Source organism: Mycolicibacterium chengduense (assembly GCF_033741155.1).
GTDB lineage: Bacteria > Actinomycetota > Actinomycetes > Mycobacteriales > Mycobacteriaceae > Mycobacterium.
This window is the reverse complement of the sequence record NZ_JAWQNH010000005.1, coordinates 418,811-437,915: the sequence shown is the minus strand read 5'-3', so window position 1 is coordinate 437,915 and position 19,105 is coordinate 418,811. Positions and strand designations below refer to the sequence as shown.

The window sequence follows — 19,105 nt, the reverse complement described above, 5'->3', positions numbered from 1 at the left end:
GCCACCGGCCGCTTCACCGTTTGATGCTCAACGTCATGATCACCGTTCCGGGGCCGGCTGTTTGCCTCACCAGGTCGAAGAGTTCGTCATCGAACTCAACGGCACTCACGCCGTTCCCATCACCACAACACCCGAGGGCAGCACCTTCAGCTTCCCCACCGCAACGGCGCGTTCCATTGCCGCATCCAACCGAGCCGTGACGCCGGCCCCCATTCGTTTGACGCCGAACAAGGCCATGGCTTGGCGTTTGAGATCGTCTTTCACAGCGCCGCCGGATTGCTCAGCGACGACCACCATTGCATTGCCGATCTCCACCAGGCTTACCTCGTCGATCGAGCGACTGTCCCCCGCCCTGGGCACTCGGATGGTCCGCCATGTCTGCGGCTGAATCCCTGTGGGCCAGTAGAAGTCCGCGTCCTCGGCCCGGGCGAACTCATCCGGGACCATGCTCTGGATGACCCGCTTACGGTCCTCACTGACCCTTGAAAGCCCGAACGCTCCCCCCACTAGCCTGGCCAAGCGGTCTTTGTGCACCGGTGCTTCCGCCTCGATGATCGCCTCGATGATCTTCAAGACGTGAGAGCGGTTGTAACTGGTGTGGATCTCGTCGAGCACGCTCACGCCGCCGATCACGACGGCCGTCCACCCAGTGTAGTCAGCGAGGTTGGAGTGCCGCGGCGCACCTGTCGGGCGGGGCTGCGACGTAAGGGCAGACGCCGACTTGAATGCCACAACCTCTGGTTGAGCCGGCGGGAAAGGCACTTCAACGGGCTGGGCAACGGGCGGCTCTGTTCGCCGCTGCTTCGCAGCCGCCACCGCATCACGAATACGCGTTATCGTGGCCTCGCGCTGATTCAGCCATTCCGGCAACCAGATTCGCTCGACTCCTGGCCAGTGCAGCAGGTTCGACAGCACATCGACCGGGAGTCCGTCGCGATCGGCCACCGTACGGCGGCCGTACCACTCGGTGCCGTCGAGAAGGATCGCCACCAACGGCTGGTCGGGTTCGTCCGGATCGGATACCACCAGATCGACGCGGAAGTCGGACAGGCCCACGTCGGATCGGACCACAAGATCCTCGGCACGCAGTGCGACGGCGATGTCGTCCCGGTGCCGATCGATCACGGCATTGCGCCGACCGCCCTGGGTGATGGTCTCCACGCCCCGCTGAGCCATCTCCAGGTAGGCGCGCAGATGCTTGGTGCCGACCTGCGTCGTCTCCTCGGCACGGAGATCACCCGGGTCGAAGCTGGCATAGAGCACCACCTCACAACGGGCGCGGGTGATCGCGACATTGAGCCGACGTTCTCCGCCCGGCCGCGACAGTGGACCGAAGTTCAGCGGCACAAATCCCTTGTCGTTCTTGCTGAACGCGACCGAGAACAAGATGGTGTCGCGCTCGTCGCCCTGCACATTCTCCAGGTTCTTGACAAATAGCCCATCCGGATGGTCCAACGCCTGCAGCAACCGCTCATCCCCTGTGTCACGCAACAGGTTTTCGATCAGATCACGCTGGGGCGCGTTGAAGGTGATGACACCGATCGAGGGTGCCTTATCGGGCGATTCGGCGAAACGGCGCCGGATGTCAGCCACGATACGGTCCGCTTCGACCCGGTTGGTGCGTAGTGTCTTTCCCTTGCCGGACCGCTCGAACTGCCCGTCGACCCGAACGAGCGAGATGCCATGGCCCGACGCGGACGTCCGTGGCGCAGGGAACGATGCCAGCCGGCCGTTGTAGTAGTGAATGTTGCTGAAGGCGATGAGCGCCTCGTCCTGGCTGCGGTAGTGCCAGGACAGCCACTGCTGCGGCACCAACGCCTGTACGCATTCGCTGAGGATCGACTCCTCGTCCGCGACCACCTCAGGATTGGCATCTACTTTCTCGTCGTCGATGGACGCGTTGGTCTCGGCGAAGCTGGTAGGCGGCATTTGTTTGCTGTCCCCTACCACCACAACGGCTTTCGCGCGACCCATCGCACCGATGGCGTCGGCGACCCGGATCTGTGACGCCTCGTCGAACACGACGATGTCGAAGATGTCCGGCTGCGCCGGGAAGAACCGCGCCACCGAATCGGGGCTCATCAACGTGCAGGGCATGATCTGGGTGATCAGTTCGCCGAAATTGTCCATCAAACCGCGGACGCTCATCCCGCCGCGTTTGCGGTCCAGTTGGCGCTTGAGCAGACCAACCTGCCCGCTCTCGGTGTAGGCGTCGAACCTGCGCGCGGCCAATAATCCGGCAGGAATCGACCGACGCAGCTCGTCGCGAATCGCAGCGGCGCTGCGGGTGAACCGGTCGATCGCCTTACCGTGGGCGGCCACATCGAACTGGCTGAGCCCACTGGCGTCGAGACGCTCAGAGATCGACCTGACGGCGACCCCGCGGTCGAACCCCAGGCTGGCATCTTCGGCCGCGACGTTGCCGGTGAGGATCTGCGCCCGGGCATCCGGCATGTCCGCGCAGACCAGCGGTTCGACATGCTGCAGCAGGGCAACCCAACGTTCGATGGTCGCCGGCGACTCCAGCTTGCGCCCATCGCGGCCCGCCCACCACCGGGCGATGAAGCCGTCCCCGAACACGTTTGCGCCCGTCGCGTGGGCCAACTGCGTCCAGCCGGTTGACCAAGCCTGCAACGCCGACGCGAACGCTCCCGAGGCATGCGCACTGTAGAACGCACGCAAATCGGCAAGGCGCGGCTGGGCAGGATCGGTCGACAGAACGGCGCCGATGCGTCGTACCGCACTCACCGTCGCCGCAAGGTGCGTGGCATCCGCATGGATGAACGGATTCCATGCCCGGTCGAACACTGGCACCGGCAGAGCCGAAACCCTTTGCCGCAGATCAGTTACCACGGCGTGCCCCTGCTGTAACTGCTCGGTGAGCTTCGACAATGTCTTGAGGTCGACCCCGGCCTGGTCTACCGTCAACACCTCGGCCAGCTGCGCAAGCACCGCACGGCGACGCTTCTTGCGACCGAAGAAGCCGGATTGGTCGGCGGCCAGCGCGGCGGCGTGGATGGCCGGCACATCAAGGTCCACGACCGCGGGCGTGACGGTCGACAGCCACTCCGGCGTCGTTTGGCCCAGATGGGCCAGAATCTGTTCGATGCCGGTCAAATGTGAATGACCCTGTGGTGTGTGCAGCTGATCCAGGCCCGCCAACGGATAACGCGGTTCCGCCGTTAGTCCCGCCCAGACATCGACATCGGTAGGGTGGCGATACCTGGTGAGAACTTCCAACGCGATGCCACCGGCTTGCAGTTCGGCGAGTGCGTTGTCGAACATCACCGCTGCGCTGTGAATCCGGGCTGGGTCAAGACCGGTCGGCGGGACGGAATCGACGAATGCCCAGGGGTGATCCGGGCGCGGACGCGCATCGTCCACCTTCTCTGGCAACGTCCGAAGGGCCTGGGCGACGGCGTCGAAGACCGTCGGATCAGCGTTGGTGACCAGGCTTTTCGGTACAGACAGCGGTGTCACGTCCTGATCGGCGGCGAGTTCCGAGGACCGGGCGGTGTACAGCGACTGGCCCACCGCGTTCGGTTCGTGCAGCCGTTCTGCGTAGCGCGCAAGGCTATGCCTGCTTGATTCGGCGACTTGCAGCTTGGTCTTCAGCAAGTCGGCGTCGTGGTTGAGCCGTAGCTCTAACGCATGCTTGATCTGCGCACGCACCGCCGCCGGCCGCGCCGACTTGTCGTGGATATCAAGGGAGAGCTCGCCGAGCCCAACACTTTCCAGACGTTTCTTCACGACATCGAGGGCCGCGCGTTTCTCCGCGACGAACAGCACCCGCCGCCCAGACGCCATCGCGTGCGCGAGCAGGTTGGTGATGGTCTGCGACTTGCCCGTTCCGGGAGGCCCTTCCAGCACAAAGGTGCGTCCGCCGACGGCGTCGGCCACGGCGCGCAACTGCGATGCGTCGGCCGGCACCGGCACGGTGGTGCCGAGTTCGTCGAGGTTCGGCTCAGCGAGGTCGGTGACCGGATCGACGAACGGGTGCTGCGGGTTCTCGATGAGGTGGCGCACCAAGCTATTGCGGGACAGCTCTTTCCACGATTCGTCGAGGTCCTTCCACAGCGGGAACTTCGCGAACTGCAGGATGGACAGGTGGACGGTATCTTCGACCAGGAACGGCAGCTTGGCGTCCGCGAGGGCCCGACGGACCGCGTTGAACGTGCCGGTCAGGTCGATGCCCGAGGCGTCTTCGTCGGGCTGGGCCAGCGCCGGAATCTCCAGACCCAGTGAGGTGCGCAGCTTCTCGACAAGACAATAATTCGGCGTCGACGCGCCCGCTTCGTCCATGGCGATGACGTAGCGTTCACCCCGATTGGTGGTGCGCAGTGTCACCGGCACCAGGACCAGCGGTGACTTCAGGGGCCGGTCCGCCAGTTCCCAGCTGAGCATCCCGAAGGCGAGATAGAGGTTGTTGGCGCCGGTCTCTTCGACGATGGTCTTCGCCTTATTGGCGAGGTAGCGCAGCTTGCTCTTGTAGGACGCCGTGGTGATGTCGATGTAGGCGCCGTGCTTGACGGCGAGCAGCAGTTCGCGGGCCGGTTCCGGCAGGTCGCGACCGAAACGGATTCCACGGGCGATGTCAACGTTCTGGACTTCGTCGGAACCCAGCAGCGAGATCTGGGCACCGGCGTTGATAGCGTCCTCGAAGCGGCTCAGTGCCGGGCCCGGCACGTCGAGTCGATAGCCCGCTCGGTCGGTGTAGTTGATCAGCCTGTTGCGCAGACTGAGGTCCAGCAGCGCGTTCTTCCACTGGCGGATGCGGGCGGGCACCGCGTCCGGCTGTGCCGCGTGCCGGGATTCGCTCTGGGTGTACTGGGCGATAACCGGGCCGGAACCCGGCTTGTATTCGGAGACAACGACATTGCCGTCAGCATCGACACTGCGACTGGGAAGCGGGAAGACCCGCGCCCGCCGAGCCTGCTGCACGTCGGTGACGCCGAGAACGTCGGTCAGGTTCTCTGCCAGGTGCCGGTTGCGCGGCGCACGCCGAGCATCGTCGAACGTCGGGTCGGCGGCGGACTGGGTCACCATCGTGGTCTCGACGAGCCCGATATGGCCCAGGTCGACCTGGTTGATGACCTCGATGGGTTCGGTGGTGGAGACGTTCGACATGGCGCCATCGATGCGCCAGTAGCCCAGGAAGGCGTGACCACGCAGCAGCCAGATGGTGGAGTTGATACCGCACTGCTCGAAGACCGCGGCCATCACCAACGTGGTGTCCAGGCAGGTACCCAGGCGCCCGTCAAGCACCTCGGCCGGGGTGCGGACCTTCTGGCCGATGTCGCCCCAGCTGGCCGGCGGTTCGGCGTAGCGGATGTCGCGGGCCTTCATGGCGTCGAACACCGCCCGGGCGATGGCGTCGACCCGTTCGGGACTCTCGCTCTGATAGCCATCCAACGACGAGTTGCCGGTCGCCGCCTTCAGCCGGTCCGAGACATCGAGCATCAAGGTGGCAACGCTGACGGCATTAGGCTGAATGTAGGCCGCGAGTATTTCCAGCGCGAGCTGCGGCGGAGTGGCCTTCCATTGGTTGGCGGCCAAGATATTGACATCCTTGGTCGACTCGGCGAGTACCGCACCGGCGTTGTCGCGCAGGACGACACGGATCTCACCGGGGCGCTGCTCATCGACGCGCAGCATCGATCCCGGATCGAGTTTGAGGTCGACGGTGTGCAGCACCGTCGGTTGGTGGGCGAGCAGGTCGAGGTGGATCTCGGCGGGGTCACCGTGCGATCCGTCGGCGCTGACCGCGCTGACCTCTAGGACCGCGCCCTGTCGGTCGCCTCCGGCGTTGTCCACGGTGATGTGCTCGACGACGGGGATACGGCAATGGGCCATCGCATAGCTCAAGTCCGTGATGGCGACGATGTCGATGCGCGGCGCGTCCTCGGCCGGCGGTGGCGGAGCGGTCGCGGTGCTGCGCTCGGCGGCGGGTGCCAGGGCGTGCCTGCCTACCGGAGCCGCCGGCACGACCGCGGCTTTGAGCTCATGGACGCGTTCCGCGACATCGGTGACCCCGATGGCGCGGAGCAGCAATTCGGCCGAGTCGATCGCCCGGTAGGTCTCGGCATCGCTGAACTCGCCGGTGTGCGCCCACTTGTTGCGGACCTCCCGCAGCTCCTTGGCGTAGATCTCGGCCTGTCGGGGCATGGCCTTGTTGAACGGGTAGCCCAGATCACCGAGGCGTTCGGTCATCGCGCGCAGCATCAGGGCCAGGTCGCGATTCTGATACTCGCCCCCGCCTCGGCCCTTTGCGACATCCTTTGCCCGCATGAGCTGCGCCCAGTCGGTGTCGGGTGGCAGGAGGCGGTTGAGCACCTGGCTGACAAACGGCGAGAGGCCACCGGCCAGCGTGGTCAGTGTCTGCCCGACGAGAGCATGACGATCAACGGCGTTCACTGATTACACCTCTACCTTCGAGCGACTTTGCTGCCGTCCAGCGTTTACGCTGAATGCCCTTGTGGCATAACCCGATGCAAAGGCCCATTTATGTAACCATGACATCACACGCGGGGCAATATATGCATATGGGTTAATTTGCTGTAGTCCGTGGCAGGCGGTGACCACCTGAGCTCCATTCGTCGGGTTCCAGGCCCGCCAGTCGCGAGCCGGACAGATTCGCACCTGGCACCGACAAGTGCGCCTGCTGACCAGACCTGGCGCTGATAAGGATCAGTTCGAGAAAGCGACATCCGCGGTGGACGTCGATTCAGGGATCGCGACACGACTCGCCTAGTAAAGGGAGTAGCCGCGCTTTCTTGCGACGCAATGGTCAGAATCCAGGAACTACTGGGCTCTCGAACACGACGTACCTAATCACTGGCGACGAACGTGGATTGCTCGGAGTCTTCTCCTGAAATTTGCAACCCACGAGCCACGCCGCGCGGATCCCTCGCCGTTTGTCGCCATACAGACGTATCGTCACCTAGGTTCCGCCCCCGGAGCAGGTAGCAAGGAGAAGACTCATGGACGCGTTCGGTGTCCTTGGCGAGGTCCTGGCCGACTACGAGAATTTCGTCAAGGGCTTCTTGGAGATCAAGGACGACCAGATCCGCGCCAAGGTCGAAAAGGAGATCGCGGACGGCCTGCTCTGGCCGGAGCCGTGGCTTGCGCTGAATCCGGCGTTCGAGTCCGGCGGCACTGTCAGCGAACTGGCTGGCAGGGGTGTTCTCGACCCCGAGGCCACCAATATCTTCCGCGGCCCGGCCGGCAACGAGATCGCCTTCCACCGTCACCAGTCCGATGCCTTCGAGATCGCCAACCGCCGTGAGTCCTACGTCCTGACCACCGGCACCGGCTCCGGCAAGTCGATGTCCTACATCGTGCCGATCGTCGATCGGGTGCTGCGCGAGGGCTCCGGCAAGGGCGTGCGGGCCATCATCGTCTATCCGATGAACGCCCTGGCCAACAGCCAGCGCAATGAGCTTGAGAAGTTCCTGGGCAAGACGAACCCCAAGGTCAGCTTCGCGCGGTATACCGGTCAGGAGAACCGGGAGGAGCGTGAGAAGACCCTTGCCTCTCCCCCGGACATCCTGCTGACCAACTACGTCATGTTGGAACTGATGCTCACTCGTCCGAAGGAGCGCAAGAACCTCATCAGCAGCGCGGCGAACCTGTCATTCCTGGTTCTCGACGAGCTGCACACCTACCGGGGCCGGCAGGGCGCCGATGTGGCGATGCTGGTGCGCCGGTTGCGCGGCGCCGTCACATCGAACGACATCCAGTGCATCGGGACCAGCGCGACCCTGGCCGGCCCGGGCACCAAGGCCGAGCAGCGCCAGCAGGTCGCCGAACTGGCGACCAGAATCTTCGGCATCGAGATCCCCGCCACCAACATCGTCGGGGAGACCCTCCGCCGCGCGACGACCGGCAACACCGATACCGCCGCGCTCACAGCCCGCCTGGCACAACCGACACCGACGGACTGGCAGGCACTGCAGTGCGACCCGCTGGCCATCTGGACCGAACAGCATTTCGGCCTGCACACCGACGACGAGGGCAAGCTGGCACGACGCCCGCCGTCCAAGCTCAAAGACGCCGCCCAGAAGCTGCACGATGAGACCGGCGTTGACGGAGCGACCTGCGAGCAGCAGTTGCAGGAGCTGCTGCTCGCCGGGTCAAAAGCGCGCGATCCGCAGGGCCGCGCCTTGTTCGCCTTCAAACTGCATCAGTTCATCGGCAAAGGCGACACCGTCTACACCACGTTGGAACCCGCCGAGAAGCGATACCTCACCACGCAGTATCAGCGCAGCGCACCCAACCGGCCCCTCGGTCAACCCCTGTTCCCGCTCGCGTTCTGCCGTGAGTGCGGTCAGGAGTTCCTGGTCGTCAACCTCGAGCGTGGCGGCGAGAGCTTCAGCCCGCGCATCCCCAACTCCGATCTGGTCGAACACCCCGACGCCGAAGGCCTGTTGTTCCTGACGAAGGAGCCGTGGCCGGACCCGAGCGATCCTGCCCTGCTGGAGCTAGTGCCGGAGGACTGGCTCGTCTCCAGCGGGTCCGGCCAGGCGCTCGACAAAGCCCGGGTTTCCAAGTTGCCCAATTCATTACGTGTCGACGAGTTCGGCACCATCACCGACGACGGGATGCCGGTCGCGTTCTTTGAGCGCCTCGAATTCTGCCCATCGTGCAAGACCAGTTACGAAAGCACCCGCCAGTCGCAGTTCTCCCGGGTGGCCAGCCTCGGCACGGAGGGCCGCGCCAGTGCGGTGACGGTGCTGTCCCAGTCCGTCGTGCGGACCCTGCGCGGCGAGGACGATCTCGATGACGAAGCGCGGAAGTTCCTGGCGTTCAGCGACAACCGCCAGGACGCGAGCCTGCAGGCTGGCCACTTCAACGACTTCGTGCTGGTCGGCCTCATCCGCTCGGCGCTCTACCGCGCGGCGGCCGAGCACCAGGAACGCGAAGGCGAACCCCTCACCGACGAGAACCTAGGGCCTGCAGTCGTCAAGGCGCTCAGTGGGAAGGGATTGAAGTTCTTCGCCCGCGACGAGGAGACTGCCCACGAGCCCATCCCCCGCAAGAAGATCGCCCGAGCGCTGCGCGATGTGGTGACCTATCGACTGTGGGCCGACCTCAAGCGCGGCTGGCGCATCACCATGCCCAACCTGGAGCAGACCGGGCAGTTACGCCTGGCCTACGAGGGGGTGGACGAGCTCGCCGCCAACGACGATAAATGGGCAGGCTGCGGGGAACCACTGGCCAGCGCCGGCACGGAGACGCGACGCGAAGTGATGCACGTCCTCCTCGACGAACTGCGCCGAAACCTGTGCATCGACACCGAATTCCTCACCGATGAGAAGTTCGATGCCGTCCGCCGGGCCAGCCGGGAATGGCTGAAAGACCCGTGGGCCATCTCCGATGAAGCCGGGACGTACAGCGGCCTGGCCTACCCCGGTGGCCGGCCCAAGAACGTGGCCGGCATCGGGGCGGACCTGCACCTGTCTGGTTTGGGCGCCTTCGGGCGTTGGCTGCGCCGCCCCAACCGTTTCCCCGCATACCAGCATGCCCTGAAGACCGCCGACGCCCAGGCCATCATCGAGCACCTGATGGAGGTCATGGCCAAGGCAGGCATCCTGGTGCGTATCGCGGTACCCAAGCGGCCCACCGGCTACCAGCTGCGCGCTGATCTCATCGCCTGGTATCCCGGTGACGGCACGCATCGGGCGCCGGACCCCATCCGCAGCAACCAGACCGAAGGCCGGGTCAACCCGTACTTCAAAGCCCTCTACGCCGAGACCGCCAAATCGCTCGTCGGCTTGGAGGCCCGTGAACACACCGCGCAGGTCGAGCCCTCGAAACGCCAAAAACGCGAAGAAGAATTCGGCGACGCCCGGCTGCCGGTGCTGTACTGCTCCCCTACCATGGAGCTCGGCGTCGACATCAAGAGCCTCAACGTGGTCGGCATGCGCAATGTTCCACCCACCCCGGCCAACTACGCGCAGCGTTCCGGACGTGCCGGGCGGTCCGGTCAGCCGGCGATCGCCCTGACCTACTGCGCCACCGGCAACGCGCACGACGCCTACTACTTCCGCCGAAGTCAGGACATGGTCGCCGGAGCGGTCGCACCACCGCGGTTGGAACTGGGCAACCAGGATCTGGTTCGCGCGCACGCCCACTCGATCTGGCTGGTCAAGTGCGGCCTGGACCTCAAGGCCAGCATGGTCGACCTGTTGGAAATCGACCAATCGGGACAGCCATTGCGCCCCGAGGTGCTCGCGACCATCGAGTCGAAATCCAGCCGCGCCGAGGCGATCACTGCGATCTCCGCAGTGCTGGAGGCAGCCTCCGAGGTCACCAGCGCCCCGTGGTGGACCGACACCTGGGTTACCGACACCGTCGACAAAGCACCGGCCCGGTTCAACAATGCCGCCGACCGCTGGCGCGGCCTGTACAACGAAGCGCAGAACGAACTCGACCAGGCCAACCAGACGCTGAAGACCATCGGCGCCTCGGAGGCATCCAAACAGCGTGCCCGCGGCCGCATTTCGGAGGCACGAGCGGCACTCGACCTGCTCAAAGGCCAAGTCGACGACGTGCTGCAGGGCGACTTCTACACCTACCGCTACTTCGCGTCGGAAGGCTTCCTACCCGGCTACTCCTTCCCGCGACTCCCGCTGTCGGCGTTCATCCCGGCCGAACGCCGCACCCGCAGCGGCGGGGAGGGAGATTTCATCCAACGCCCACGATTCGTGGCCATCAGCGAGTTCGGCCCCGGCGCGTTCATCTACCACGAAGGCGCACGGTACGAGGTCAACCGGGTCAGCCTGCCAGCCCGCGAAGACGGCACCGGTGTGCACATCAGCGAGATCAAACGCTGCGGCGCCTGCGGGTACCTGCACGAATCCACCGAGCCAGACCTCTGCCAGCACTGCGGCAGCCCGTTCGGCATCGAGGCCACCATGGGCAACCTGATGCGACTGCTGTCGGTCAAGACCAGCCGCCGTGACCGCATCAGCGCCGACGAAGAAGAACGCCAACGCGCCGGGCACGAAATTGTGACCACCATTCGTTTTGTGCCACACGGGGTTCGCGCCGGACAACTCACCAGCACCATCATCGAGGGCGGGCATGAACTCAGCACTATGACCTACGGCGACACCGCACTGATCCGCCGGATGAACGTCGGCCTGCGCCGCCGCAAGGACAAAGACGTCCGCGGCTACGTCCTCGACACCGTCGAAGGCCGCTGGTGCAAGGAAGCCGACCTGGCCAAGAACGTGCACGGTGAGGCGCCGCGGTACCAGAGGGTGATCCCCTATGTCGAGGACCACCGCAACGCCCTGCTGCTGCATCTGGACCCATCAATCGGCACCGACCAGCGGATGGCCGCGATGTACGCCCTCAAGCGCGGCATCGAAGCCGTCTACCAGTTGGAAGGCTCCGAACTCGCGGTCGAGGCCTTGCCCTCCAACACCGGCGACGACGCGTGGTCACGACTGCTGTTCTTCGAAGCCGCTGAAGGTGGGGCCGGCGTGCTGCGCCGGTTGGCCGCCGAAGATGGGCAGCTCACGCGGGTGGCCCGAAAAGCACTGGAGATTCTGCACTTCGATCCCGACACGGGTGAAGACCGCCAACGTGCCCCCCATGCGACCGAAGACTGTGCGCAAGCGTGCTACGACTGCTTGCTGTCCTACAGCAACCAGTGGGATCACCAGCACCTGGACCGACACTGCGTGCGCGATCTGCTCAAGCGGATCGCTGTGTCGAACGTTGCCGTCGGAGCCGGCGGTGAGGCACCGGACACTCAACTCGAGCGTCTCGAGCAGGCCTGCGACAGCGAGCTGGAGAAGAAGTTCTTGGCGTTACTTGTCCAGCATGGTTACCGGCTGCCCGATGACGCCCAGCAGATCGTCACCGGCTTCTACGTCCGGCCCGATTTCGCGTATCACACCGACGGTATGGACGTCGCCATCTTTGTCGACGGCCCGCACCACGACGCAGCCCATCAGCAGGAGAAGGATGAACAGGCGCGCATGAAGCTCGAAGACGAGGCCGGCTGGCTGGTGCTGCGGTTCCATCACCAGGACGCCGACGCGGGCTGGCTCAACACGATCGCCGAACACCGCGGCGTCTTTGGCGAACCGAAGGCCAACGCATGACGACGCTCGACTATCCGGCCGGAAGCCTGATCAATGCCCGCGGTCGCGACTGGCTGGTGCTGCCCGGCTCCCCCGAGGGCGCGCTGCTGGTCCGGCCTCTCGGCGGGCACGAGCACGAAACCACCGTGCTGTTGCCCGACATCGACGACTTCGCCGCCGCCACCTTCGAACCACCCACGGTCGACGACCGTGGCGACGCCGGCCGTGCCCGCCTGTTGCGGGACGCGCTGCGGCTCTCCTTCAGTGCGAGCGGCGGCCCGTTCCGATCGTTCGCTCGCCTGGCCGTCACCCCCCGCAACTACCAGCTGGTTCCGTTGATGATGTCGGCCAACCAGGACGTAACCCGGCTGTTGATCGCCGACGGCGTCGGCATCGGCAAGACCGTCGAGGCGGGACTGATCGCCGCCGAGCTGCTGGCCACCGGCGAGACGCAGCGATTGGCGGTGCTGTGCTCCCCGCAACTGGCGCCGCAGTGGCAGAGCGAGCTTCGGCACAAGTTCGGCATCGATGCGAAGCTGCTGCTGCCGTCCACGGTCAACCGGCTGATGCGCAGTGTCCCTTTCGGCTCCAACCTCTACCACCATCACCCCCATCTGGTGATCTCCACCGACTTCATCAAACAGCAGACCCGGCGCGACGAATTCGCCCTGCACTGCCCGGAGTTGGTGATCGTCGACGAAGCCCACACCTGCGTGGCAGGCGCCGGTGTCGGCACATCGAGCCAGGCGCATCTGCGCTACGCCCTGTTGCGCAAACTGGCCGACGACAAGGACCGGCACCTGGTGCTGCTGACCGCAACCCCGCACAGCGGCGACGACACCGCCTGGCAGTCGCTGATCGGTCTGCTCGACGACAGGCTCGGCGACCTGCCAGCCGACCTGTCCGGCCGGGACCGCGAAGACGACCGCAAGCTGCTCGCCAGGTACATCATCCAACGCCAGCGCGCCGACATCCGCGAGTATCTGCGCGGCGAATTCAAGGAGGACACCCCATTCCCAGGACGGGAGACCACCGAATCCGCATACAAGCTCACCGCCGGATATCGCCAACTGTTCGACGACGTGATGGATTACGTCCGCGAGCAGGTCACCGACCCCAAGCTCAGCGCGGTGCGCCAACGCGTCCGCTGGTGGTCAGCCATCGCGCTGCTGCGGTGCCTGGCGTCCAGTCCGGCCGCGGCCGAGCAGACGTTGCTCAACCGCTCCGCGGTCGCGACCGCCGACGACGAGCGCGAGGTGGACGCCTACGCCGAACCACGCGTGCTCGACACCGACCTCGACGACACGACGGAAGCCGAGGATGTCACCGTCGGCGCCGACACCGGCGACAGCGACGAGACCGACACCAAGGCACGAAAGCGCTTGCGTGAGTTGGCTGCACAGGCCGCAGCCCTCAAAGGCCCACGCTCCGACGCCAAGCTCAAGCGCCTCATTCCCCTGCTGAAGGAACTGCTCGACGAGGGCTACCACCCCATCGTCTTCTGCCGCTACATCCCCACCGCCGACTACCTCGCCGAACACCTGGGCACGGCACTGGCGAAGATCAAGGACCTCAAGATCGACGCGGTGACCGGGACGCTGCCGCCGGAGGAACGTGAGACCCGCGTCGACACCCTCAGCGCCCACGACGGCCCCCGACTGCTCATCGCGACCGACTGCCTGTCGGAGGGCATCAACCTGCAGGACGGCTTCACCGCCGTCGTGCACTACGACCTGGCGTGGAACCCGACGCGCCACGAACAGCGTGAAGGCCGCGTCGACCGGTTCGGCCAGCAGGCACCCACCGTGCGCACCGTGACCTACTACGGCGAGGACAACGGCATCGACGGCCTGGTGTTGGAAGTCCTGATCCGGCGCCACGAGAACATCAAGCGCAGCATCGGCGTCGCGGTGCCGATCCCGGTCGATTCCACCACCGTGATGAAGGCGATCTGGGAATCGCTGCTGCTGCGGGGCAAACAAGCCGAACAGCTGACCCTGGACTTTGGCGCCGCCACCTCCCAGTCGCTGGCCGATCAGGTTGAGGTCGAATGGACCAACGCCGCCGAACGGGAGAAGGTGTCCCGCTCGCGGTTCCGCCAAGCCGGACTCAAACCCGACACCGTCGAAGCGGCTCTGACCGAGGTGCGACGCGCACTCGGCGGACCTGCCGACGTCGAAACCTTCACCCGCACAGCACTATCGCTGTTGGGGGCGCCGATCAGCGACACCGATGACGGGTTCACCGCGGTCATCGACACCCTGCCGGCGGCAGTACGCGACCAACTCCCACCGGCCAAAGGGGGCCGGCTACATTTCCACCGTTCGCTGCCGGTGCCGACCGGGCACAGTGTGCTGACCCGGACCGATGCCACGGTGGACGCGCTGTCGCGGTATGTCCTCGACGCCGCCCTCGACTCCCGGCTCGACCCGGCCGCCCGGCCCGCGCGCCGCGCCGGGGTGATGCGGACCCGCGACGTCGGCAAGGTGACGACACTGCTGATGGTGCGCCACCGGCTGGAGATCACCCTCCCGGGCGCGGCCACCACCGTCACCCAGGTCGCCGAGGAAGCCACGTTCCTGGCGTTCACCGCGACCGGGGACACCCTGACCTGGCTGCCGCCGGCCGAGGTCGACGCACTGTTGACTCTTAAACCGTCTGGCAACGTCGATGATTCGCTGGCACGGATTCAGTTGGGGCGTGCCCTGAGCCGGCTGGACGCGCTCACCGAGCATCTCACCACGACCGGTCGGGAGGCGGCGAAAGACTTGGTCTCCGAGCATCAGGCGGTACGCAGCGCCTCCAAGGCCGGCGGCCGCGCCCCGACTGTGCGGTTCCTACCACCCGCCGATGTCCTCGGCGTCTACGTGTTCCTACCGGAGGCGGGTGCCTGATGAGCACGCTGAACGTCTTCAAGGCCGTCCGTACGGTCGGCACCGCGCTGCCCGCCGAGGCGATCCCGCGCGCCAACGAACTGCGGATGCCTGGTCAGACCGCCGAGGCCTATCAACTGTCGCCGGGGATGGCGGTCAACGGTGCCATCGCCCGCGCCTGGGAGGCCATGCTCGCCGCGCACCGCGCCTGGCGCGCCGCACTGGAACGGCTGCCCGAAGGGGATGCCGCCACCAAGCTCACCCGGGACAAGTGGCTGCTGCCCCTGCTCTACGAACTCGGCTGGGGCCGGCCCGATGTCGTCAACGGCGGGCTGGCCGTGCCGCCCGGGCTCGGCGAGACCGAGGCCCCGCACTTCCCCATCTCGCATCGCCTCGCCTGGCCCGACGCCGCCAACGCCACAGCCTGGGTGCCGCTACACCTGGTCGGTGCGGGCGTGGACCTGGACACCAAGACCGCCGGGGTCACCGCTCGCGCACCGCAGGCCATGGTGCAGGACTACCTCAACCGCGAAGACCGCGCCCTATGGGCGATCGTGTCCAACGGCCACCAGCTGCGTCTGCTGCGCGACGCCTCGAGCCTCACCAGACAGTCCTTCGTCGAATTCGACCTCGACGCCATTTTCACCGACCAGCTCTACGCCGACTTTCGGGTGCTGTTCCTGACGGTGCATGCCAGCCGGTTTGCGCCCCGCCTGGATGACAAGGCGGCCAAGGCGACACAACCCGATTCCGACAATGATGGCTCCGCCGAAGACGCCGACATCGAGGTCGCCGAACCCAAGCTGGATAACTGCTGGCTAGAACGCTGGCGCACCACCGCCATCGATGACGGCGCCCGCGCACTGCTGAACCTGCAGCATGGCGTCGCCGCCGCGCTGCAGGAACTGGGTACCGGGTTCGTCGCACACCCGGCCAACGTGGCACTGCGTGAGTGGCTTTCCGCGGCCACCGACGCCGACCGCGACTTGCAACGCGCGCTGCTGCGCATCGCCTACCGGCTGATCGTGCTGTTCGTCGTCGAAGACCGTGACCTGTTGCACCGCTCCGACGTCTCCGAAAAAGCCCGCACCCTATACGCGGACTACTTCTCCACCGCCCGGTTACGCCGGCTGGCTGCTCAACCGATCGGCGGCTGGCACACCGACCTATGGGAAGCCCACCAGATCGTCACCGACGCACTCGCCGGCGACGGCCTACCCGCCCTCGGACTGAGCGGCCTGGGTGCCAGCCTGTATTCGCGGGACGCGCTGAGCATTCTCTACGGCGCGAAACTGCCCAACCGGGCGCTGCTGGCGGCGGTGCGAGCACTGGCCCAGATCGACGACCCGGTCACCGGACTGCCGCGCCCGGTCGACTACCGCAACCTCGACAGCGAAGAACTCGGCGGCATGTACGAGGGCCTGCTGGCCTACACCCCGCGCTACCACGCCGACGAGCGAACCTTCACCCTGGACGTGGCGACCGGCAACGACCGCAAGAAATCCGGCTCCTACTACACCCCCTCCGATCTCATCGCGTTGGTCCTCGACGAAGCACTCGACCCGCTGATCGACGAAGCCATCCGCGAGGGCAATCCCGAACGGGCGCTTCTCGAACTCACCGTGGTCGATCCCGCTTGCGGCAGTGGCCATTTCGTGGTCGCCGCGGCACGGCGCATCGCCGCCGCCCTGGCCACTGTGCGCACCGGGGAGACCGAACCCACCCCCGCTGCGCTGCGGGCGGCAACCGCCGATGTGATCGAGCGCTGCGTGTACGGCGTGGACCTCAACGATCTGGCCATCGAGATCACCAAGGTGGCGCTCTGGCTGGAAGCGTTCGACGCCGACCGTCCCTTCCCCTTCCTCGACGCACACTTCCGGGTCGGAAATGCGCTGCTGGGCACAACACCGGAATTGTTGCGGCACAACATTCCCGACACCGCTTTCGTCGCCCTCGGAGATGACGACAAGGACTGGACCAAGAAGCTGAAGGCCCGCAACAAGGCCGAGCGCAAAGCCGACCAAGACCAATTGACGCTGAGTTTCGGCGCCGAAACCCTCAACGTCGAAACCAGCCAGTTCACCAAGGCCGCCCACGACGCCGACACCGGCACCGTCGCCTCCGTCGCCGCCCTCCGGGCCCGCGCCGACGCCTGGCGCCGCCTGGAAGCCGACCCAGACCTGGTGGCCGCCAAACTGGTGGCCGATGCCTGGTGCGCAGCCTTCGTCCAACCTAAGACCGGTGCGACCACCTCGGGGCAGGGCATCACCCACGCCACCCTGCGCGCGCTGTCCGAAACCCCGGAGTCCGTACCCGATACCCTCGTCTGTCAGATCAATGCCCTGGCCCGGCAGTACCGGTTCTTCCACTGGCACTTGGAATTTCCCGGCATCTTCACAGTTCCTGACGACGGGAGCGCCGACGCCGGCACCGGATGGACGGGCGGCTTCGCCTGTGTGGTGGGCAACCCGCCATGGGATACATTGCAGCTCGAAGATAAGCAGTTCTTCGCTAATCTTGACCTTAACGACATCGCAGATGCGGGCTCTTCTGACGCCCGCAAGCCAATGATTGCTCGGCTTGCAGAAACTAATCCAGATATCTACCTTCAGTACCACAACGCAGCGCGTCAGGCGAGCGCCACCAATCACCTCATACGTGGGGGTCGCTTCCCGCTGACGGCCCGAGGAAAAATGAATGCCTACAGTGCATTCGCCGAAACCATGGGGCTAATAGCGGGTCCGCTTGGGAGCGCAGCCTTCATCACTCCCACGGGGATCGCCACAGACAAGACCCGGGCAGACTTCTTCTCCGATGCGTTGAAATCTAATCGCCTTCAATGCTTTTACGATTTCGAGAATGAGGCCAAAATCTTCCGCGATGTTCACCACGCGGTTCGGTTCGCGGTCACCGTGATGGCGGGCTCGGAACGCATCGTTGAAAGAGCAAAGTTCTCATTCCTCAATCGCTATCTGAGCACAATCCACGAGCGATTATTTGAGATTGCGCCGTCAGAGGTGTTGCTTCTGAATCCCAACACTGGAAACCTGCCGATATTTAGAAGCCGCACCGATGCCGACATCACAGTAAAGATGTACCGACGTCATCCGGTTTTAGTTTGCGACGGAGACGCAAGCGGAAATCCTTGGCACCTCACGATTAGCCAAGGCTTGTTCAGCATGTCGAAAACCAAAGACTTTCGCACCGCAGAATCGTTCGAAGACAACGAATTCAACGGGTGGTCGTATATGACGGAGGGCAGCGAGTACCTGCCGCTCTATGAAGCTAAGATGGTCGGACACTTCGACCACCGATTCTCCACATTTTTCGCTGCCACTCAGGCGCAGCTCAACCTCGGGTCACTGCCGAGGGTCTCCGACGCCGACCATGACGATCCTACGATCGAGCCGCTCGCCCGGTACTGGGTGTCTCGCGCGAATTTGAGTGCAAAGCTGGATAATCGTTGGGATCGAGGTTGGCTTCTGGGATGGCGCGATACTACCAATAAAGGCAATGAACGGACGTTTGTCCCATCCGTCCTACCCCTCTCAGCTGTCGGCAACTCATTTTATGTAGCGACATTGGAAGACTCGTCACTCGGCTGCCTATTACATGCAGCGTGGTCGTCGATACCGTTTGACTACATCACCCGCCAAAAGGTTAGCGGATCGCACGTCAACGAATTCGCTGCAAAGCAAGTTGCTTGCCCAGAACCAAGTGAGTTCTCACGGAGGGCCGGGTGGCTGGCAGAATCGGATCTCCGCGCTTGGTTACGGCCCTACATTGTCGAGCTATCCTATACTTCACTGCGTTTGCGCCCGTACGCCCAAGACCTAGGCGATGAGGGCCCCCCCTTTCGCTGGGATCCAGAACGCCGCGCACTGCTGAGGGCCGACCTCGACGCTGGCTTCCTCCACGTCTACGGCCTCAAACGCGACGAAGCTGAGCACGTCCTCGATTCGTTCGGTCTCGTACGCAAGTACGAAGAGAATTCCCTCGGCGAGTTCCGCACCAAGCGCCTGGTGTTAGAAGCCTACGACCGCATGGCCGAGGCGATCGCCAACGGCGGTAAGGGCTGGAAACCACTCGCGGACCCACCCGCCGGGCAAGGACCCCGTCATTCCGAATAGCCGAGCA

At 65.0% G+C, this 19,105-nt stretch carries 4 protein-coding genes; 3 read left to right on the top strand and 1 reads right to left on the bottom strand.

Annotated elements, in window-relative coordinates:
- Positions 1–105 precede the first annotated feature (105 nt).
- Complete coding sequence (gene proA, locus SBI67_RS20575; RefSeq protein WP_318982337.1) at positions 106–6,414, bottom strand: anti-phage protein ProA; 6,309 nt, start codon at positions 6,412–6,414, stop codon at positions 106–108.
- A 566-nt stretch (positions 6,415–6,980) separates the two neighbouring features.
- On the opposite strand from proA, the gene SBI67_RS20570 reads away from it, so the two are divergent.
- From SBI67_RS20570 to SBI67_RS20560, 3 genes are read left to right on the top strand one after another with little or no spacing between them, the layout of a single operon-like run.
- Entirely contained in the window at positions 6,981–12,116 is a 5,136-nt protein-coding gene (locus tag SBI67_RS20570; RefSeq protein WP_318982336.1) for a DEAD/DEAH box helicase, read from the top strand.
- Positions 12,113–14,989: a DUF8741 domain-containing protein gene (locus SBI67_RS20565; protein WP_318982335.1), complete on the top strand. Its 2,877-nt coding sequence runs from the start codon at positions 12,113–12,115 to the stop codon at positions 14,987–14,989. The genes SBI67_RS20570 and SBI67_RS20565 overlap by 4 nt, the downstream gene beginning before the upstream one ends.
- Complete coding sequence (locus tag SBI67_RS20560) at positions 14,989–19,098, top strand: Eco57I restriction-modification methylase domain-containing protein (protein ID WP_318982334.1); 4,110 nt, start codon at positions 14,989–14,991, stop codon at positions 19,096–19,098. The genes SBI67_RS20565 and SBI67_RS20560 overlap by 1 nt, the downstream gene beginning before the upstream one ends.
- Positions 19,099–19,105: the final 7 nt, after the last annotated feature.